The sequence below is a fragment of the Peptacetobacter sp. genome (assembly GCF_029264495.1).
Lineage (GTDB): Bacteria > Bacillota > Clostridia > Peptostreptococcales > Peptostreptococcaceae > Peptacetobacter.
In genome coordinates, this window is record NZ_JARIBH010000008.1 from 29,311 (window position 1) to 50,939 (window position 21,629).

At 27.5% G+C, this 21,629-nt stretch carries 21 protein-coding genes; 4 read left to right on the plus strand and 17 right to left on the minus strand.

Features of this window, described 5'->3' with window-relative positions:
• Positions 1 to 95: 95 nt before the first annotated feature.
• A complete protein-coding gene (pfkB, locus tag Q1J78_RS00770; RefSeq protein ID WP_300279141.1) occupies positions 96 to 1,025 on the minus strand; it encodes a 1-phosphofructokinase in 930 nt (309 codons plus the stop codon).
• A gap of 201 nt (positions 1,026 to 1,226) precedes the next feature.
• Between pfkB and Q1J78_RS00775 the strand changes: the two genes are divergently transcribed.
• Complete coding sequence (locus tag Q1J78_RS00775; protein ID WP_300279144.1) at positions 1,227 to 1,952, plus strand: GntR family transcriptional regulator; 726 nt, start codon at positions 1,227 to 1,229, stop codon at positions 1,950 to 1,952.
• Between the two features lie 21 nt (positions 1,953 to 1,973).
• Positions 1,974 to 3,119, plus strand: a complete 1,146-nt coding sequence (gene nagA, locus Q1J78_RS00780; RefSeq protein ID WP_300279147.1) for an N-acetylglucosamine-6-phosphate deacetylase — start codon at positions 1,974 to 1,976, stop codon at positions 3,117 to 3,119.
• Positions 3,120 to 3,198: 79 nt separating this feature from the next.
• Here nagA and Q1J78_RS00785 read toward each other — a convergent pair whose 3' ends face one another.
• The 4 genes from Q1J78_RS00785 to Q1J78_RS00800 are packed head-to-tail and all read right to left on the minus strand — an operon-like array spanning position 3,199 to position 7,280.
• On the minus strand, positions 3,199 to 4,560 hold the full coding sequence (locus Q1J78_RS00785; RefSeq protein ID WP_300279150.1) for a PTS galactitol transporter subunit IIC: 1,362 nt from the start codon (positions 4,558 to 4,560) through the stop codon (positions 3,199 to 3,201).
• Positions 4,561 to 4,580: 20 nt separating this feature from the next.
• Entirely contained in the window at positions 4,581 to 5,027 is a 447-nt protein-coding gene (locus Q1J78_RS00790; RefSeq protein ID WP_300279153.1) for a PTS sugar transporter subunit IIA, read from the minus strand.
• Between the two features lie 9 nt (positions 5,028 to 5,036).
• Positions 5,037 to 5,321 carry a PTS sugar transporter subunit IIB gene (locus Q1J78_RS00795; protein WP_300279156.1) on the minus strand — a complete coding sequence of 95 codons (285 nt, stop codon included), beginning with the start codon at positions 5,319 to 5,321 and terminating at the stop codon, positions 5,037 to 5,039.
• A gap of 24 nt (positions 5,322 to 5,345) precedes the next feature.
• On the minus strand, positions 5,346 to 7,280 hold the full coding sequence (locus Q1J78_RS00800) for a BglG family transcription antiterminator (RefSeq protein ID WP_300279159.1): 1,935 nt from the start codon (positions 7,278 to 7,280) through the stop codon (positions 5,346 to 5,348).
• A gap of 238 nt (positions 7,281 to 7,518) precedes the next feature.
• On the opposite strand from Q1J78_RS00800, the gene Q1J78_RS00805 reads away from it, so the two are divergent.
• On the plus strand, positions 7,519 to 8,187 hold the full coding sequence (locus Q1J78_RS00805; protein WP_300279162.1) for a response regulator transcription factor: 669 nt from the start codon (positions 7,519 to 7,521) through the stop codon (positions 8,185 to 8,187).
• A gap of 6 nt (positions 8,188 to 8,193) precedes the next feature.
• A complete protein-coding gene (locus Q1J78_RS00810) occupies positions 8,194 to 9,513 on the plus strand; it encodes a sensor histidine kinase (RefSeq protein ID WP_300279166.1) in 1,320 nt (439 codons plus the stop codon).
• A gap of 55 nt (positions 9,514 to 9,568) precedes the next feature.
• Here Q1J78_RS00810 and Q1J78_RS00815 read toward each other — a convergent pair whose 3' ends face one another.
• The 12 genes from Q1J78_RS00815 to Q1J78_RS00870 form a co-directional block, all read right to left on the minus strand.
• On the minus strand, positions 9,569 to 10,675 hold the full coding sequence (locus tag Q1J78_RS00815) for an NAD/NADP-dependent octopine/nopaline dehydrogenase family protein (RefSeq protein WP_300279169.1): 1,107 nt from the start codon (positions 10,673 to 10,675) through the stop codon (positions 9,569 to 9,571).
• A 123-nt stretch (positions 10,676 to 10,798) separates the two neighbouring features.
• On the minus strand, positions 10,799 to 12,289 hold the full coding sequence (locus tag Q1J78_RS00820) for a YfcC family protein (RefSeq protein ID WP_300279172.1): 1,491 nt from the start codon (positions 12,287 to 12,289) through the stop codon (positions 10,799 to 10,801).
• A 204-nt stretch (positions 12,290 to 12,493) separates the two neighbouring features.
• Positions 12,494 to 13,234, minus strand: a complete 741-nt coding sequence (locus Q1J78_RS00825) for a copper homeostasis protein CutC (protein WP_300279175.1) — start codon at positions 13,232 to 13,234, stop codon at positions 12,494 to 12,496.
• A 20-nt stretch (positions 13,235 to 13,254) separates the two neighbouring features.
• Positions 13,255 to 14,361, minus strand: coding sequence for a Sapep family Mn(2+)-dependent dipeptidase (locus Q1J78_RS00830; protein WP_300279178.1), 1,107 nt, complete (start codon positions 14,359 to 14,361; stop codon positions 13,255 to 13,257).
• Between the two features lies 1 nt (position 14,362).
• Positions 14,363 to 15,319, minus strand: a complete 957-nt coding sequence (locus Q1J78_RS00835; protein ID WP_300279181.1) for a glycosylasparaginase — start codon at positions 15,317 to 15,319, stop codon at positions 14,363 to 14,365.
• A 64-nt stretch (positions 15,320 to 15,383) separates the two neighbouring features.
• Complete coding sequence (locus Q1J78_RS00840) at positions 15,384 to 15,905, minus strand: GrdB-related putative oxidoreductase (protein WP_300279184.1); 522 nt, start codon at positions 15,903 to 15,905, stop codon at positions 15,384 to 15,386.
• Positions 15,906 to 15,918: 13 nt separating this feature from the next.
• A complete protein-coding gene (locus Q1J78_RS00845; protein ID WP_300279187.1) occupies positions 15,919 to 17,265 on the minus strand; it encodes a PTS sugar transporter subunit IIC in 1,347 nt (448 codons plus the stop codon).
• A 23-nt stretch (positions 17,266 to 17,288) separates the two neighbouring features.
• Complete coding sequence (locus Q1J78_RS00850; protein ID WP_300279190.1) at positions 17,289 to 17,609, minus strand: PTS sugar transporter subunit IIB; 321 nt, start codon at positions 17,607 to 17,609, stop codon at positions 17,289 to 17,291.
• A 12-nt stretch (positions 17,610 to 17,621) separates the two neighbouring features.
• Positions 17,622 to 17,942: a PTS sugar transporter subunit IIA gene (locus tag Q1J78_RS00855; protein ID WP_300279193.1), complete on the minus strand. Its 321-nt coding sequence runs from the start codon at positions 17,940 to 17,942 to the stop codon at positions 17,622 to 17,624.
• Between the two features lie 82 nt (positions 17,943 to 18,024).
• Entirely contained in the window at positions 18,025 to 18,585 is a 561-nt protein-coding gene (locus tag Q1J78_RS00860) for an RDD family protein (protein ID WP_300279196.1), read from the minus strand.
• Between the two features lie 9 nt (positions 18,586 to 18,594).
• The gene (locus tag Q1J78_RS00865; protein ID WP_300279198.1) at positions 18,595 to 20,490 is read right to left on the minus strand and encodes a BglG family transcription antiterminator; all 1,896 of its coding nucleotides are present in this window, start codon (positions 20,488 to 20,490) and stop codon (positions 18,595 to 18,597) included.
• A gap of 196 nt (positions 20,491 to 20,686) precedes the next feature.
• Positions 20,687 to 21,629: cell wall-binding repeat-containing protein (locus Q1J78_RS00870; RefSeq protein WP_300279201.1), on the minus strand; the 943-nt coding region annotated here is incomplete at its 5' end.

Genomic DNA, 21,629 nt, shown 5'->3' on the forward strand with positions numbered 1-21,629 from the left:
TTTGTTAAATTTGTTTTTAACTTGTTATGTGGTAATTACCACTAAAGATAATATAAATTATTTATTTTTCTTTGTCAATAGAAACAAATCTATTTTTATCCAATTATTTTTATTTCTACTAACTTTTTATATTTTTCTACTTCTTCAATTTTTACAAATCCTGTATCAATATTAAGTGCATTACTTATACCACAAGCATTTGCTAATCTTATACTTTCTTCTAAATCATATCCTCTAAGAGTTGCTACACTAAACCCAGCAATCGTACTATCCCCACTACCAACTGTATTTATAGCTTCAACTGTAGGAATTTTAACTTCATAAACAACATCTTTAGAAATATAAATCATTCCATTTTTTCCAAGTGATATACATACATTTTCAGCTCCCATATCTAAAAGCTGTTTCCCTGCACTTACTATTTCTTCCTGTGAATTTATATCTATAGCTAATAATTGTTTTATCTCATCTGTATTTGGTTTTATTAAATATGGTTTTGATTTTAATGCTGATTTAAGAGATTCTCCTGATGTATCTAGAATAAATTTAACATTATTTTCTTTACAAATATTTCCAATTTTTGCGTAATAGTCTACTGGCATATTCTGACAAAGACTTCCTGAAGCTGCTAATACTTTGGTATCTTTTATAACTTTATTTAGATCATTTTCAAATTTACTTAATTCTTCTAATTCTATAACAGGTCCTTTTTCTAAAAATTCTGTACTAACTTTACTCTCATCTATTATATTTAAACAGTTTCTTGTTTCAGAATTTATTTCTGTAAATTGATTTTTTATTTCTTTTTTATCTAATTCATTTTTTATATATTTGCCATTAAATCCTCCAAGAAATCCTATTGCAACTGGATCTTCACCTAAAATTTTACAAACTTTGGTAACATTTAATCCTTTTCCACCTGCTGTTGCATTCGTAGATTTCACTCTTTGAACTTCACCTATGTTTATTTCATCCACTCTATACATTCTATCTATCGATGGATTGAACGTTATAGTTGTAATCATATATATTCCTCCTTAGTTTTAGTGGTTATTACCACTTAAATATAAATTATTTTTTTTTTATTGTCAATAAAATAATTTTTATTTAAGATAAAAAAACTGATTTTGTGATAATATAATAATTAAATTTGACAATTGACAGAGATAATGATGTATTTTATAATCTAACTGTGGTTATTACCACTTAGAAGAGAGAGGATAATTATGATAAATAGACAAGATAAAAGACCTATATACGACCAATTAGTTGAAATATTAAGAAAAAAAATTGAAAATGAGATGCAACCTAATGATAGGATGTTATCTGAAAGAAAAATTTGTGATGAATATGGAGTAAGCAGAACAACAGTAAGGCTTGCTATGGCTGATTTAGAACATATGGGATACATTTACAAACGACATGGTAGAGGTACATTTGTATCTTCAATAAACAGACAATCTCAAAATTTAATGGATAGCTATAGCTTTACAGAACATATGAAATCAATTGGAAAAGTACCTTCTACAAAAGTACTTTCTTTTGATATTTTAGAATGTACTAATTATTTTGCAGAAAAGCTTGGAATAAAAACTGGTGATAAAATGATAAAAATTGTACGTCTAAGATTGGCTGATGATATACCTATGATGCTTGAAAGAACTTATTTACCATTTATAGAATTTCCAGGTCTTTCAAAAGAAAGAGTTATAGAAAAGCCGTTATATGAAATTTTTCAAGAAGATTATAATGAAATTATAAAAATCGCAGATGAAGAATTCTCTGCTGGAATAGTTTCTGATAAAGAATCTACTCTTTTAGACGTACCTATTGATTCAGCCTGTTTAAAATTACTTCGTACAACTTATAATGATAATAATATAGTTATAGAATTTACATTAAGTGTAGCTAGAAGTGATAAATTTATTTATAAAATAAGACACGTTAGATAACAATTTTTAGGAGGAAATTTTATGAAAACTTATATTTATGCTGATAAATTTTTTATGAATTATGGTGTAGAAGAAAATGGTTATTTATGTATAAATAACGGCAAATTTGAATCATTCCAAAAGGAAAAACCTAATTCTGATAATATAATTGATTATTCAGGAAAATTAATCGCTCCAGGATTTGTAGATACTCATATTCACGGGCTTTTAAATTGTGATATTATGGACAATACACCTGAAGCAGTAAAAACAATATCTAAAGGACTTTTAAAATATGGTGTAACAAGTTTTTTACCTACAACTCTTACAGATTCCATAGAAAGACTTAATGAATCTGTTGAAAATATAGCAAATGTTTATAATGATATTGAAGGTGCTAAGATACAGGGAATTTTCCTTGAAGGTCCTTTCTTTACAGAAAAATTTAAAGGAGCTCAGAATAAAAAATATTTTAAAGATCCAGATTCAAATATTTTGGATCAGTGGCAAAAAAAATCAAATAATTTAATAAAAAAAATAGCAATAGCTCCTGAGCGTGAAAATGCTGCAGAATTCACAAGTTATGCTACAAAACATAATGTAACTGTTGCTTTAGGTCACAGTGCTGCTACTTTCGATGAAGCTAAAAAAGTTGTAGCTTCTGGAGCAAATATTTTTGTTCACACTTACAATGGAATGAGTCCTCTTACACATCGTGAACCAGGCATGGTTGGGGCTGCTATGGAATTAAAGAATACTTTTGCAGAACTTATCTGTGATGGACATCATATAAGTCCTATTGCTGCAAATATTATGATGAATGCAAAAAGCAGAGATAATATCGTATTAATCACTGATTGTATGAGAGCTGGTTCTATGGAAGATGGTAATTATACACTAGGAGAATTTGATGTAATTGTAAAAGGCGGAACTGCTAAACTTACTACTGGTAGCTTAGCTGGTAGTGTTTTAACTATGAATAAAGCTATAAAAAATGTAGTCGATTGGAATATAGCAACTTTAGAGGAAGCTATAAAAATGGCATCTTTTAATCCTGCTTTAAGTTGTAATTTAGAAAATGTTTGTGGTTCTATTAAGCCAGGTCTTGATGCTGATTTCGTTGTTATAGATAATAAATTAAATGTATATAATACATTTATAAACGGAATATGTAAATATTCTCTTTAGAATTTAAATCAAATAAAAAACTAGCTACCATTTATACTAATGATAGCTAGTTTTTTTATTGGGTTAACTTTTATATTTACTATGCTTGCATATTATTTTTTTCTTCCATTTGTTTATCTTCTTTAACTATTATACTTCTATTCCATATCATAAGACCTAGAGTTACAATAACTAAAGCTCCAATTCCTATGTTTTTATATTCTGCTAATTTAATAATTATCCATGGAAGAGGACTTGAACCATAATCTATACTTGATATAAGTCTTGCTCCATCTGGAATTGCAAATTTAGCTGCTACTGCTGCTTGAGTAAATAATGGTGCCATATTTGTTCCTATTAATAATCCAACAGCTATTATAACTACACCTATTACGAAAGTTCTAAAGAAATCTCCTCTTGCAAGTGGAGTTATAAGTACAAACATAAATGGTAATCCTGCTAATGATGCAAATGGTAAGAACTGATTACCAGGTACGATTAAAGCTAATATTAATGTAACTGGTACTAATACAAGTGATACAGCTAATGTTACAGGATGTCCTACACTTACTGCTGAATCTAATCCTATGTATAATTTTGCTTTTCCACTGAATTTACGCTGTATTAATTCTTGAACAGCTTCTGATACAGGCATTAAACCTTCCATAAGTATTGCTGCCATTTTTGGTGTAAGTACTAAGACTGCACCCATTACTATAGCAAGATTTAATGTTTTATTTATATTATATTTAGCTAAGCATCCTAATAAAATACCTATCATTGTTCCTAGTATTGCTGGATCACCAAATATACCAAATTTTTTCTGTATATCATTAGCATCCATTTTTATTTTATTTATACCTGGTATTAAATCTAATATTTTATTTGCTACCCAAGCTATAGGAGCATATGATGCTGAAAAACCATGTGGTATAGATATTCCTGGTAGACCTAATTCACTCTCCACTAACGGAGCTGTTCTATCTGCTATTATCATAGTTACTATCATATTAACTCCGGCTAAAATTAGAGCTATTGATAAACTTCCTGTTAATATATACACTAATGAACCTGTGAATGCAAAATGCCAGAAATTCCATATATCGATATTTACTGTTCTTGTAGTTTTTGTAAGTAGCATAACTATGTTTATTATTATTCCTAATGGTATTATAAGTACACCTACTGTAGATCCAAATGCTATAGCTGATGCTGCTGGCCAACCTACATCAAGTACTTTTAAATTTAATCCAAAGTTTGTAACCATAGCTTCTGCTGCTGGTCCAAGATTTTCTGTTAATAATGTTATAACAATGTTTAAACCTATAAAACCAATCCCTATTAAAAGTCCTGATTTTATGGCCTTACCAAATTTAACACCCAAAAGAAGTGCAAATATACAAAATATTATAGGCATCATAACTGATGGACCTAAGTCTACTAACTTTTGTAGTATGCTCATATTAATTCCTCCTTATAATTTTATATTAATTTATCATTTAAAAGACTTACAATTTTTGAAGAATTTTCTTCTTTATATATTTTTTCTAAAAACTCAGATTGAGAGAATATTTCCATTAATTTAGATAGTAGTTGAACTTGTTTTTCTTTTTCTGTTACAAGTAAAACAAATGCTATATCTACACCTATTTCATTATTTGTACACATTTCTTTAAATTTACATTTATTATTAAACTTAACTAAAGCTATTCCTGGTTTATTTACATGTTTTGAATCTGTATGTGGAATTGCTAAATTATATTTTATTGTACCTATTGCTGTTGGAAACTCTTCTTCCCTTTTCAATATTGCTTCTTTAAAAGATTCTTTTACATATCCTTTTTTTAATAATTCATCTGATATATTTTCTAAAAACTCTTTATCTGTTTTAAAATCTTTGTTTAAAAATATTAAATCTTCATTTAACATTTAATTCACCTACATTCCTAACTTTTCAATTATTTCATCCATTAATTTATCTATTCCCATTCCTGTTATAAATGGTAATCCTGATAATACTGGTATATCTAATTTTTGTGAAAACTGAGCTGTTGTTATTATCATATCATGTCCATCAGCTTTACCTGCTAGTTCTGCAACAGTACACTGAGTGAATGATATTTGATTTAATAACCCTCTTTTTTCAAATTCTGCTTTTAATTTTTGTATTGCTACTGTTGATGTTGCTATTCCTGCTCCACATGCTACTATTATTTTTTTCATTTTAATCTCTCCTTTATTTTTTAATTAATATTGTTTTTTTATATATTCTAAACTCCTATGTTTAATAATTTCCTCTACTTTGTACAATTCGTTTACTGGTTCATAAATATCTAAAAATATATTTTCATGTTCTAAAAATACATCTTTGTCAATAGCTAACATCATAACCAATTGAACTTCAGTGTGAAACCATTTTATAGGATTTTTTAATATAGCTACAAATATACCTGCTTTTTTAACTTTACCCACTATCGCATGAGGTATTGCTACTAAATTTCCTATTTCTGTCGAAGATAATTTTTCTCTATCAATATATGAATTTCTCATAACATCATCTATATAATCTAATTCATATAATTTATTTGCCATATATTCTATAACATCTATATAATTATCTTTTTCTAAACTCTCTATGAATAGTTCTTCTTTGAAATAATTTTTTATATTTATCCCAAAGTTTTCATTACCATTTTTTAAAAAATGATTTATCTTTTTTAAATCTTGTTCATCTAAAATTGGTGATATCTTTATAATTGGAAGGTTTTCATTTTCTAAGTCTATTGTCGATAGTATAAAATCTATGTCTTTTAATTCTATTTTGTCTAATTTATATGATGGATACACTCCCATAATATTAATTTTTGAGCCAAATCTGTTTATTAATTTGCTTCTTAAAAGTATAGATGTCCCCATTCCTGATGCACATACAATGATTACTTTTAATTTTTCTTTTCGTTCTCTAATATTCATTCTTTCTAGTGCTCCACCAAAATGTAGCGCTAAAAAACCTATTTCATTTTCATCTATCTCAACATTTAAATTTCTACCTATCTCATTTGCTAAAAAATCTCCTAACTCATATGCAAAAACATAATTTTTCTTTATTTCATCTAATAAATTATTTCTTATATTCATTCCATATTTTATTCTGTTTAATACACTGTTTAAATGTACAAGTAGTCCTTTTTCCAAAATCTCATCTTTTGTAAAATCTATACCTACTTCCTCATATATTTTTACTAAAGTCTTTCTTATTATTGTTAAATTTTCATAATCCTCTTTTTCAAGAGTATAATTATCATCTTTAAATAATCTATTTTGAGATTTTAAATGCTGATAAATATACATAATTTCTGAATCTGGAAATTCTGTATTTAATAGATTATATATATTGTTGCAAAGATATTTTGATGCTTCATATTCAATATCGTTATTTTCAATGATATTTTTTTTATTCTCATCTATAAATTTATTATTTTTTATCCTTGTAATTGCTATAACTATATGATTGAATAAATTATCAAATCCTAAATCTGTAATATTTAAATTATAATTATTTATAGTTTCAACTATTATATGTTTTATTTCATCTGATAATTCATCATCAATCATTCCAAATATAGTATCTGATTTTTTTAAGTTCATTTTATGAACTAAATAATCTGATAAAAAATATCTAAACTTATTTTCTTTTCCTACAATATAAATTCCTAAATTTCCATTTCTTTCAATATTTAAGTTGTATTCTTTTAAGATTTCTTTAACTACATTTAAATCACTTTTAAGTGTTGATAAACTTATAAAAAGTTCTTCGCTCAATTCATCTAATTTTATCGCCTCATTTTCACTGTCTATATACAAAAGAGCTAACTTTCGTATAATCCAATCTACTCTATTCTCTTCTAATATGTAAGTTAATTTACAATCGCTTTCTTCAAGGATACTTTTTAATATATTTACATCTTCTAATTTTGTATATTCAAATTTATATCCTTGACCTCTTTTTGATTCAATTTTACAATTGTATAACTTTAAAAAATCATTTATTTCTTTTATTTCTCTTTGTGTAGTTTTAACAGAAATTTTATTAGACTGAGCTATATAATCTCCTTTTATATAGTCTTTTGAGTTTATAAACATATTTAAAATCAATCTTTGTCTCTTAGCTAATTTCGTCATTTCTATCACCTTTTTTCTATACTTTAATATTATATTTTTTCTCGTATATTTAATAGTTAGTTTTTTTCTCTAATCAAAAGACATTTAATATATAAATATATTATTCCATTAATATTATTTATACCATATTATTTTTTTTATCCATATATAAATTAAAAATATGTTTATATTAATTATATAATTCTAGTATAATTATATTGGAAATATATTTAATTAATATGATAAGGATGTGATTTTTTTGTATAATATTTGTCTTTTAGAAGATGAAGAGCAACTTAGAAATATTCTCTCATTATATTTATCTAATGAAGGTTTTTCAGTTTCTTCTTTTGCAGATTTAAATTCTGCTTTTGACAATATTTCAGACAATGTAGATTTATATGTAATTGATATTATGCTTCCAGATGGAAGTGGTTTTGAATTAATGAATAAGGTTAAAGCTTTAAATCCATCTACTCCTGTAATTTTAATTTCTGCTAGAGGAGATGATATTGATAAAATTCTCGGTCTTGAAATGGGATGTGATGATTATATAGCAAAACCTTTTATGCCTAGAGAACTTGTATTAAGAGCTAAAAAATTATTAGCTCGTGTACCTTCTTCTGAAAAAGCTTTAGAAAATCATATTATAAAACTTGGAGAGTATTCTATTGATACCAAAAAAAGGATTGTTTTTTTCAATTCAGAAGAAATCGATTTATCTTCTCTTGAATACGATCTTTTAACTTATTTTGTAAATAATAATTCTATCGCATTGTCTAGAAACAAAATTTTAAAAAATGTTTGGGGAGATAATTATTTTGGAAGTGACAGAGTGGTAGATAACTCTATAAAAAGAATAAGAAAAAAACTTCCAAATATTAATATTGAAACCATATATGGATATGGTTATAGGTTAAATAAATAAATATAAATGAAAAAAAATATTAAACCTAGACATAGTTTGTATTCTAGATTATGTGTATACTTTTCAATGCTTATTATAGTTATTACATCTATTAATGTTGGTATAATTTATTTTTGGTCATACTATCACTTTAACCATATTTTTGAAGATAGGATTATAGAATATCATAATGATAATAAAGATAGTGTAATTAAAGATGAGTGGATTTTAGGTGTTACTGCAAATAGTATTGATCTTGTAGAAGCTATCCATGGTAAAAAAACAGCTGATAAAATTTTAGATGAAGCTAAAAAACAAGTCGCTAAATCAAAACTATATAAAGAAAAAGTCGATGGAAAATATATTATGTATATGATTGATATAGATGAAAAAGGTGGTGAAAAAGTTTATAGATATTCTGTTATAAAGGATATTTATAGAGAAATTTTTCCTAAAATTATTTTATTTTTATTTATAGGTTTATTTTTTATTTTTATTTTTTCAATTAAATTTATAAAAATTATATGTAAAAAAATAACCTCTGGAATAAATGATATTAGTTCATATGCAGATAAAATAGCCGAAAGAGATTGGGATAAACCTATATCTATAGATTCTGATGATGCTGATATTAAAAGACTTGGAGATGTCTTTGAAGATATGAGGAGAAAATTATATGAAAAAGATTTACTTCAACAATCTATGTTGCAATATATTTCTCATGAATTAAAAACTCCAATAATGATAATCGGAAGTTATTCACAGGCTGCAAAAGAAAATATTTATCCTTCTGGAAATGTTGATTCTACTTTCGATATTATATTAGAGCAAACAGATAGAATAGAAAAAAAAGTTGCTGATCTTTTAATTTTATCTAAATTAGAATCATCACCTGATAAATCTAAACTTACATATAAATCTATTGGATTGATTTTATCTGAAGTTTTAAATACTTTTAAAGCATTTTTCATAGCAAATCCAAAAATAAAAGTAATTTCTAGTTTAGATAATAATTTATATTCATATGTATATGAAGATGAATTAAAGGTTGCATTTGAAAATATTCTTGATAATCGGACAAGGTATGCAAAATCTTTAATATCTATAAGAATATTTGAATCAAACTCTAAAATAAATATTATTTTTTACAATGATGGAGAATCTCTTAAATTAGATAATTACGACAGTATATTTAAACCTTTTGAAAAAGGAGCTAATGGTAAATCTGGACTTGGAATGAGTATTTGTTATAAGATTATACAACTTCATCAAGGTTCTATTGAACATATACCTTCTTCTAAAGGTTGTATTTTTAAAATTTCATTATATAAAAAAGACACTGTTTGATACAGTGTCTTTTTATTAAGGGGTCTTTATAATTTTATTTTAAGGGGCTTATTTACTATGCTTCAAAATATGAGCTTATTTCTTCTACTGTAAGATCTGCTAGACCCATTTTTTCAAGAGTTCTACCAGTTGTAAAGTAGTCTTCATCATTATATGCTGATGCTATGTGTATACAAGATTCTACTATTGGTACTCTTATACCTGCTTTTTTAGCAAATTCATAGCATGGTACTAGAAGATATGGAACATCTTCTGTTATATATCTAGCTTTTGAGCTATTTGGTGAGCTACTTATTTTTACATGTGTAGTTGATGCTCTATTAAATTCATATACTGTTTCATAATCAGATGCATATAATGCATTCATAGCTTCAAGTTCTGTTCTTAATTTGAAATTATATGCATTTCCTACTGATAATCTTTCAAGATCCATTTTAGCTGCTGCATTTGCTGTTGCTGTACTACAACAATCTCTATAGTAGCTAAATTCTCCATTGAAGTTTTCTAATATACCCATATTTAATGTTGTTAATAATGGGTGTCCTCCAAAGTTTATATTTTCCATTCCTGCTATTATTGGATTTTTTAGGAATTCTACATCTAATGGAAGTAATCCTTCCATTCTAGCTTTAACTTTTTCTACATTTGAGTATGGGAATACACTCATAGGAAGGAATTCTTTTAATCCCATTATAGCTAGTTTAGCTGGTTCTACTATTCTGCATGCCCAAGGTATACTTATAGCATCAACAAATGTTAATTCTAAGTCTTTTCTTTCTTCATTTTTTATTTTGTTAAGAACTAATCCACCATAGTTACCTGGCATTAAAACTAATGTCTGACCATTTGTTAAATGTGGAAGCATTTCTCTAAATAATATTTCCTGTGCAAATGATGGACATATCATTACTAATATATCTGAAAATTCTACTGCTTCTTTTATATCAGTTGTCGCTTTTGTTATTTTTTCAAAACCTGAAAATAACATTGGGCATTCGTGTAATTCTTCTACTGCTTCTATTCCACCTTTTTCATTTATTGCTCTTATCTGTGCATCAAATTTTGGAGAATCATATATACAAACAGAATTCCCTATTTTACTTAAATGGTAAGCAGCAGTCATACCACCATTACCAGCTCCTATAATACTAACTTTACTCATAATTACCCTTCCCTTCTATTTTTTGGATTTTAAGATTGATTATTTTATTTTTTATTTATATTAAAATTTATTTAAAATTTTATAATTAATTTTATATTTACTACACTAATTACTTAATTAATATTAACCTATTACTACTCCTAATACAAGTACTGCTGATGTTATTAAAAATACACCTACAACAAAAGGAATTATATGTTTTACCCATCTTGTATAAGGTATTCTTGTTAATCCAAGCGCTCCCATCAAAACAGCATGTGTTGGAGATAAAAGGTTCATTGTTTCTGCTCCTGATTGGAATGCTATAACAACTAATTCTCTTGCTACTCCTGCAAAATCTGCAAGTGGTGCTACTATTGGCATTGTAGCTGTTGCAAGACCTGAAGAAGATGGTACAAAGAAACTCATAGGTATATACATTATATATGTAACTACTGCAAATATTGCTGAATTAAGTCCTGCTAGTATTCCTTCTCCAAAGTGAAGTATTGTACCTATTATAAGACCATCATTCATTACAACTGAAATACCTTTTGCAACTCCTAATATAAGTGCAACTCCTAGTAAATCTTTAGTTCCACTTATAAATAATGATACTATTTCATCTTCTTTCATTTTGTACATTTTTCCTATTATTATACTAGTTATAAAGAATAGTACTGTCATATCTGTAAATGACCATTCTCCAAACGGAGGTATATTTCCTACTAAAGCACCTAAAAATGGTATTGATTTTATAGTGCTATGTATATCATTAAATAGACTTATTCCAAATTTATCTTGCCATGGTATAAGAGCTAAAATCATTATTAAAAATGCACCACCAAATACTACTAAAATTCTTGATCTTTCTTTTGTTAATTCTGGTGCTTCACTATCTTTATTATCTCTTTTAAATGGTGCTTCAACTTCAGCTTTTATATCATATACTATAGATTTTTCAGGATTTTTTCTAACTTTTTCTGCATATCTCATAACAAATATAATTGCAAACGTAAGTACTGATATTAAAAGTAAAAATCTAAATCCTATACCATCTGCAAGTGATACTCCTGCAAGACTTGATGCTATACCTGTTGAGAATGGATTTACTATCCCTCCTATTATTCCTGTACCTGCACCTAATATTATTGTCATCAAGCCGACAACAACATCATATCCTGCTGCTAAAAGAACTGGTATTATTATAGGATAAAACGCTATTGTTTCCTCTGCCATACCATAACTTGCTCCACCTGCTGCACAGACAATCATTAATATAGGTATCATAAGTTTTTCTTTTCCATTTAATTTTTTTGCTATTTTACCTAACCCTGCATCAATAGCTTCAGTTTCAAAAATTACTCCTAAACATCCACCTATAACTAAAACAAAAAGAACTATTTCTATAGCTCCAGCAAATCCCTTTATAGGAGCTGATGCTATATTCCAAACCCCTTGTGGATTTGATTGAACAACCTTATAAGTTCCTTCAATTGGAATACCATTAGCATATTGATATTCTCCAGCTGGTACTATATAACTTAATACCGCTATAACACATGTTATAATAAGAAGCGTCGTATATGCTGTTGGCATTTTAAATGATTTCTTATTTTTCTTTTTAGAAGACATTTTTCTCTTTCCCCCTTTAAAGTATTCAAATTATCGTTTTCCTAATCTGCAATTTTATTATAGTTATTAAATATAACGTTTTTATAACTAAAAAATATCAAATTGTATCATTTATCATAATGAATATGTCTAATTGTGTTAATAGTTAAATAAAAAACAGATACTCAGAAATATTTTCTAAGTATCTGTTTCAAAACAATTTTATTATAATTTTTCTACCATTTCTTTTACTAAATCAGTAGAAACCATATCAAATTTCATTTCATTAGGAGATGCTGCGTATGAGTAGCTTACATGATTGTTAGATGTAGTCTTATCTTCAACCCATGATTTACAAGAACTATGAACTTGAGTTATACCTGTATAATTCATTATTTCATCCATATTACTTATATTTACTCCACTTCCAGCTAGTAATTCAATTTTATCTCCATATTTTTCTTGAAGATTTTTTATAACTTCTTTACCTTCTATAGCTTTTGGTTCTAATCCACTTGTTAATATTCTATCTATACCTATTTCTATTAGTTTTTCTATAGTTTTATATGGATCTTTTACACAATCAAATGCTCTATGGAATACTGCTTCACCATTATATTTTTTTATTATTTTAACTATCTCTGATGTTCTTTCTATATCTATTTCTCCATCTGAAGTTAAAAATCCAAAAGCTAACCCATCAGATCCATTTTTCATTAATATTTCTGCATCCATTTTCATAACCTCAAATTCTGCATCAGTGTAGTTAAATCCAGCTCCTCTTGGTCTAACCATAGATATAACCGATAAATCAGTATTTTCTTTTGTTAATAAAAGTGTAGCTAGTGAAGGTGTAAGTCCTCCTAAATGTAGAGCACTATTTAATTCTATTCTTTTAGCTCCACCTTTATAAGCATTGTATGCATCTTCATAGCTTCCACAACAAATTTCTAAAGTTTTTTTCATTTTTTTCACTCTTCCTTATTTTATAAGTTTGCTAAATAATATATTCCTAAACCATATATTTTTGCATTTGATATTAAATCTTCTATTTTCATCCATTCATTAGGTAGATGTCCTATTCCCTTCTGTCCAGGAAAACTTGGTCCAAAAGGAACTATATTTGGCATTAATTTTGCATATGTTCCACCTGTTGTAGTAACTGGTGTACCATCAAAGCCAGTAACAAGTTCATATGCCTTTTGTAAACTACTTACCATTTCGCCATCTTTTTCAAATTTAACTGGTGTATAATGTTGAACACATTTAACATCCATTTTACCTGCTTTTTCTTTTATAGTTTTTACTATTTTTTCAAGGCTAAGTCCTACTGGATATGAGAAAGTTACTGAAAATATAATATTTTTATCTTCATGTATCAGCTTATAATTTCTCATTTCATTTACACCAAATTCTTCATCTTTATAATCTAATCCTAAACTTTCTGCATTAGGTTTTGCATTCATAAAATATGTATTTACAAATTTGAAAAATTCATCTATATTATTTTCTTGTGTAGAAATTTCTATTACAGCTCTTCCTCTTTCAGCATATACAACTGGATATTTACAATCTGGAGTCCATCCCATTATAGGAGCTTTTTCTTTTTCTAGATAATATTTTAAATCTTCAAATCCTGTTTCTTCATCACAACCGAATATTATACGAATAGGTCTTTTTAATGATATATTTAATTGTTTTATACTATATAATGCGTATAAACAAGTTAATATAGGTCCTTTGTTGTCTAAAATTCCTCTTGAATAAATATAACCATTTTCTTCATATGCACTGAATGGGTCATGTTTCCAACCTTCTCCAACAGGTACAACATCTAAATGTCCAATTATACCTATATAATCATCACCTTCTCCATATTGTGCCCAACCAATATAATTGTCAAGATTTTTAGTTTTAAAACCTAAGCTTTCTGCTAGTTTTAATGTTTCATTTAGAGTTAAGGCTATATCCTTACCAAATGGAGCATTTTCTTCAGCCTCTGTTTCAACACTCGGCATCTTGACTATTTTTTTTATTCCTTTTATCATTTCATCTGAATTTTTTTCAATCTGCCGAATAATTTTTGATTCCATTTTATTTTTCCTCCAATGGTGCTGTTCTTGTTTTCATATAATTATCTAACCATTCCTGACTAGCAACTTCATGTATACATTTTCCATTTACATTTTTAGTAAGATATACTATTGGTTCTTCATTTTCTGTAGCAACTGCAAATGAGAACCCTTCTATATTTGTAGCAACTCCCCATTCACCTTTATTATTCATAGCTATTAGTGATAAATCTCCTGCTTTTCCTCTTCTAGCTTTTAATTCTTCATCTAAATTATTTACTGCTATTTCACATGCTTCTTGTGGATGTTTTCCTTCTTTCATAAGTCTAACTATTTCGTAAGATATACAACCCTTCATAAGATCTTCTCCTAATCCTGTTGCACTAGCTCCACCTATTTTAGAATCAACATAAAATCCTGAACCTGATATTGGTGAATCTCCAACACGACCTTTTTTCTTCATAAATAAACCACTTGTTGAAGTCGCTGCTGTCATTTTTCCATGAGTATCTAGGCAAACCATCCCGACTGTATCATGTCCAGAATATGGTTTTATTTCTTGTTGTTGAACTTCTTTTACTCTATTTTTATAATGTATTTTTGCTCTATCTGTTAGCATATTTTTTCTTTCAAATCCTTCTTTATGAGCAAATTTTTCTGCTCCTTCTCCAACTAACATACAATTTACTTTTTCATGAGATAAACGTCTAGCTATTGATATTGGATTTGCATAATCTTTTATAGCTGCAACAGCACCTATATCTAATGTATCTCCATCCATATAAGCTGCATCTAATTCAACTTCCATTTCTTCATTTGGAAGTCCTCCGTATCCAACTGATTTATAATAAGGAAAATTTTCTACTTCCTTTATTGCTACTTCAATTGCATCTCCTGAATCTGCTCCATTTTTTAACATTTTATCTGCTTCTGTTATTCCTTCTACGGCCATACGCCATGTTGCTATTATACCCCACATTATATTTTCCTCCTGTTTATACAGAAAGGATGCCTAAAAAAGCATCCCCTCATTAATCTTCTATTTAAAAACAATATTTTGATACTATATCTGAACAATCATTTTCATTGTGCATAGCCTCTGCTAATTTACACATTGCATCTAATGATTCATTTAAACCTGCGCCACCTTTTTTAGGTGTTTTTATTATATGTATTTTATCTTTGTATTCTGATATAGTTTCTTCATTTTCTTCAGACATAGCTGCAAATGCTTTTGCTTTAGTTGTATTATTTATATCATAAGCTACTCTAGCAGCCATTTTCCCATATCCTAAATAATTTAAACATGGTCCACACATAACAACATCAGCCTTTAATTTGTCTGTCATTGCACAAAGTTTACGACTAACTTCATCGGGATTTTCGGCAAAAGTTCCATCACCACAGTAAAGACAAGCTATTACTTTACCACCAACTGCTTTTAATGACTGTTCCATCATAACTGCTGGTCCTATAACTTCTTTTTTTGCACCTAATGCAACATTATGGTCGTCCTTTATACCTGCTCCTGATTGTATTTGATCATAAATCATTATAATTCTCATATTAAATCATCTCCTATAGATCGTCAAATGATAGGTCATCTAATGATATATCATCTTCATCTTCTTCTACAGTATTTACTTCTTCTTGTAAGTACTGTTTATCTAATATTTTTATAAATGGCATGTATATGAATACACCTAATATTAATAATAATCCTTGTAATATACCACCTACCCAGTTAGTAGCAAGTATTCCTGATATTACTAATGGTGTAGTCCATGGTATATTTATTCCTGAACATATTGGAACAAAATTCATAGCCATTGCAAAGTAAGATATTATTATATTTACTGTTGGAACTATTATAAATGGTATTAACATTGTTGGATTTAATACTATTGGTAATCCAAATAATATTGGTTCATTTATACCGAATATACCTGGTACTAATGACATTTTCCCTAGATTTTTTATACGTTTAGATTTACAGAATAATAACATCGCTATTACAAGTGATAAAGTTGATCCTGCTCCACCGAATGTTGCAAATAAATCTTGGAACTGCTGACATATTATATGATGTTCTCCTGCTACATTTCCTGCTGATAAAGTTTGTAATATAGGGTTGAATACTGCCCCAACAACTGAACCACCATTTACACCAAAGAACCAGAATATATGTAAGAATATATATGCTATAACCATTGCACCTAAAGTATCTCCAAGATTTAGTAATGGAGTCTGTAAGAATTCAAATATTATCTGGAATACATCTGTTCCTACAAATCCACATAATATATTAACTGTAAAGAATACTATCATTACTACTGCTGCTGGAATTAATGCTGCAAAAGATTCTTCAACTGTTGGAGGAACTCCTGCTGGCATTTTTATTGTCCAACCACGTTTTTCAACAAATGTATATATATGAACTGATATAAATGCACAGAATATACCTACGAAAATACCTTTAGCTCCTACCCAACCTAGAGGTATAGCTGTTAAACTAACTGCTTGAGCAACACCATTTACATCAACTTCTCCTGTTACAATGTATGGCATTATTAAGAACCATGAAACTAATGCAGTTGCTGCACCAAATATCTTATTTGTCCCAAGCTTTTCAGCAAATGAATAAGCAATACCTATAACTGCAAATATAGCCATTATTGTAAATGTAGCATCAGCTGGTTTTGCTATATAACTTGCTAATGTTTGACCTGTTGTCTGATTTACAACTGTTCCTTCTAAAAATTCTATCCAAGCTGGTATTGGAAAGTTTGCTATTAATAAGAATATTGATCCACCTATTAATAGTGGTGTTGATAGTAAAAATCCATCACGGATTGACATTAAATATTTGTTTCTTCCTATAGCTTCTGCTATGGGCATTAAAACTTTTTCAAGTTTTTTAATCATATTACTTTTCTCCTTATTTTAAATTATTTATTTGATTTTATTAATTTTATTGCTGTTTTTAAAACTTTTTCTCCATTCATCATTCCATAATCTCCTTGGTCTATAACAGCTATTGGAATACCTTCTGAACCATATTGATTAACGATTTCCTCATACATAAATTTAACCTGAGGCCCTAATAATATACAATCTGGACGATCTGTTCTTATTATTTCTCCTATTTCTCCATAAGGAAATGCTGCTACTTTCATTGGTAAATTGTGTTTATCAGCTACTCCTTGCATATTACTAGCTAACATACTAGTTGACATACCTTGACTACAAAATAAATATACTTTTTTCATAACTTCTTCCTCCTATTTTTCTAAAGTTTCTATACGTTTATTTAATTTTATTATTTCCTCTGCCATTATTTTTACTGTTTCAGCTGACATAAGCTGATCTTCTGCATGCATTAATAGTAAATTTATATTTACTCCTTCTCCTGCTGCTTCTTTCTGTATTAAACCAGCATGAGCTTTATGACCATCAAGAAAAACTTTTTGACCTTCTTTTATTTTTTCTTCTGCTTCTTCAAACTTTCCTTTTTCTGCTAATCTCATAGCCTCTATATAATTTGATTTTGCTGTACCAACAGCTGATATTATTTGAAAACTTACTAATTCTAATTCGTTCATAATTTTACCTCCACTTCCTAATTTAAATTATACTTTTATTTTTATTTCCTATGTTATATATCCTTTTCCTAAAGATAGGAAATTATTTACACATAACAACTTTTGTATTTCCTATGTAATCATGAAGTGCTCTATGATCTTTTGAAAATAGAACTAAACAAGCACTTATAATTCCAGTTACAAATCCTGCATACATAAGTATTGATACAACATTTATCCCTGTTAATAGAGTAAATATCTGATGCCATATAGCACTTGCTGTAACCAAAGAACCTTCAACTATTATTATGCCGACTAGCTGTCTTAATAATATATTTTTAAATTCAACTTCTTCATTATTAGTTTGTACAATTTTTATTTTACATATTTTTTTACCCAAAGTTTTTCCTTTTGTTATCCACATAGGAACAACTATAAAATAAAATATTGCAAATAATAATCCTAGAGTCCCTGCAATTAATCCATATGGTTTTGGAAAAGATAATATGTTTTGTTGTAACATATTTCCAAATAATTTTTGAGAAATTATTGCTATTGGAAATGATGTCATTAAACCTCCCAAATACCAATCTATGATATAGCTCAAAAATCTTCTTGTTAAATTAACATTTTCATATTTTTTTTTATTATTTTTTTTATTCATAATTTTCTCCTATTCTACAACTTGTATCATAAATTCTTCATAGCTATCTACATCTAATAGTTTTGCTAATTTTTTTGAATCTGTAACTATATTAGACAACCAATCAAAGAAAGTTCTAAGTAAATAATTATCTGTTTCTCTTATAGATAATAATATTATTAATCTAACATCAAAATCTCCCCATCTCACTGGTTTATCTAATATCATAATGGATATACATGATTCATTTGTAGATACTTCTACTGAATGAGGAACTGCAAATCCATAAGAAAATGATGTTGCTGACATACTCTCTCTTTTAAACACATCTTCTTTATAACTACTATCAGCCAAGTTTTTTTCAACTAAATCATCACATAACTTATTTATTATCTTTGATGTTGTATCATAAGTTTTGTGTATATGGAATAAATCTTTTCTAATAAGTTTTTTTATTAAAGCTTTAAAATCATCTTTTGATCTTCTTTTATCTAGATTATTTAATAATTGAAATACCCTACTCTCATCTTCATAATTTAAAAATAAACTTATCTGTATTGTAGGAATTTCTAAATTATGTTTAACTTGAACTGTTGTTATTATTAAATCAGGTTCATATTCTATAACTTGACTTTCTTCAAAAAAGCTAAACATTTTTACAACTTCCATTCTATCTCCAAACCTAGAATTTAATTTATCTACACATGGTTTTGAAAGTGTTTGATTATGTGGAATTATTACTACTGCTCTATACATTTGAACCGAATTTGTTCTTTCATAAGCTGCACCTAAGTGTAATGCCAAAAATTCTATTTCTGATTCATCTATTATATATCCAGTAAACTCTTCTATAACTTTTGCAGAATGGATTGCCATTTCAAAAACAAGAGGATATTTACGCTTTATCTCTTTTAAATATAAATTTGTTACTCCTACTTTATTTCTTTGTCTTTCAATTAGAGATTGTATATGTGTTTCAAGTCCAACTTTTAAATCCCAGTCTTTTGAAAAATCTATTCCAAAATAGTCTTTTATTTTTTCTATAAGTTTATTTATAAGTTCTTTTATTTCTTCTTTTTCATTCGCTATTTTTCTATAATCACCTGCACTTTTTCCTAGTAATAATAGTGCAAATAATTTTACTTCATCATTTACTATTTCTATATTTAATAATTTGCTTACAGATTTAAAAAAATCATATGATACTTTGTATTCTAAGCTTTCATTTACCTTTTCACTTATATCACTAGTTAAATAATTATGATTTATTATTCTTTCTATAGCAACACCAGCGTGCATCATAATCATAGGAAATGTTGTTTCTCTTATCTTATATTCATATTTTTCACAAATATTTTCAAATATATCTTTTACTTCCAATAAATCAAAATCAGACCAAAAATCTGCTATTGAATTTAAATTCATGAAATTACCTTGTGTTTCTTCTGTAAGGAGATATTTATAGAGTTTTCTTTTTTCTATTTCTTCCCCTTCTAGTCTAATATGATTTTTTGATCTTATTAATTTTAATGTCGGATATATTTCTATCATCTTTCTTATTTTTTTTATATCATTGTCTATAGAATATCCACTCACAAATACTCTTTCTTGTAACTGTATTAAATTTATTTCTTTATTTCTAAATAATAATTCTTGTATTATCCAAATACATCTTTCATGAGATGTCTGTGGTATGATTTCTTTTAATTCTATATCTTTTTTTATTAAAAGAACTTCATCTATATGATATCCAAGTCTTCTATTCGATTCTATGAGTTGACATTCGTAGTATTTATTTATAGCCTCAATATCTGAACGAATAGTACGATCTGTTACATTCATAATTTTTGCAATTTCTTTTCCAGTCATCCAATTATTTGAATCACTTAAAATATTTATAATATTCATCTGCCTGTTAGTTAACATATTCTTTCTCCTTTCAGATATATTTTTTATATAATTTCTTATTTATAATTCTATACCATTATTATTTCCTAATCCATTATTCTCTTTTCCTAAGTAATAGGAAATATATTTTTCTTTTTCCTAACTATATCTATAAAAAAAGAGTTGTATATCAACTTTTCGATATACAACTCTTTATAAACATTAATTTATTTAATTATTTTATAGCTTCTTTTAATAAATCAAAAACTTTTTCACTAACTGCCATGTTACCACCAACTACAGTTATATTTTTTATTTTTGAGTTTTCAGTATAGTTTTTCACAGACTGAGGTAATGTATCTTTTTTAACTAAGAATATAGGAGCTTTATTTTTACCTGCATAGTTTCCTGCTACTAATGCATCTGGGAAGTTTTCTCCTGTTACATAAACACCTTTTTCTGATTCTGGGAAAGACTTACTTGCTATTATTTTTGATGTTTCATATCTATCTGAACCACCAAATCTCACTATTTCTTTTGCTCCAGTATATATTTTATTTTTATCTTTAGAGTCTTTTACTGTTTTAAATCCTTCTTTTAACTCTTTTTCTACATTTTTAGATACTGCTTTATCTAAACCTGCTATTTTTATAGTTTCTATATCCCATTCTGCTAAAGCTTCTTTAGTATATTTTGGTAAAGAATCTTTTTTAGTTAAAAGTATAGGAGCATTATCTTTTACTGCCATAGAAGTCATTGATATTGCATCTGGATAATTTTCTCCTGATACAAGTTCTGCTACTTTAGTATTTCCTTTTTCTCTCATTTTTTTAGCTATTTTTTTAGCTGTATCGTATCTATCTACACCGTCAAATCTAACAACATCATATCCTTTAGATTTTAATGTATCAACGATTTTTTTAGATACTGCTGAGTATCCACCACTTATATATACTTTTTTTGTTCCAAGTCTTTCTATTTCTTTTAAAGTACTTTCTGGTAATTTATCTTTGTATGTAAATAATATAGACGCTTCTTCCTGTATTGCAAATGGATTTGCAGTAAGAACATCTGTATATCTTTCACAGTTAGCTAATACAACTGCTTTTGCTGAAGTTTTGTATAAATCTTTACTTGCTTCTATTGCTGTTTCTATTCTGTTTGCACCTTGTATTCTA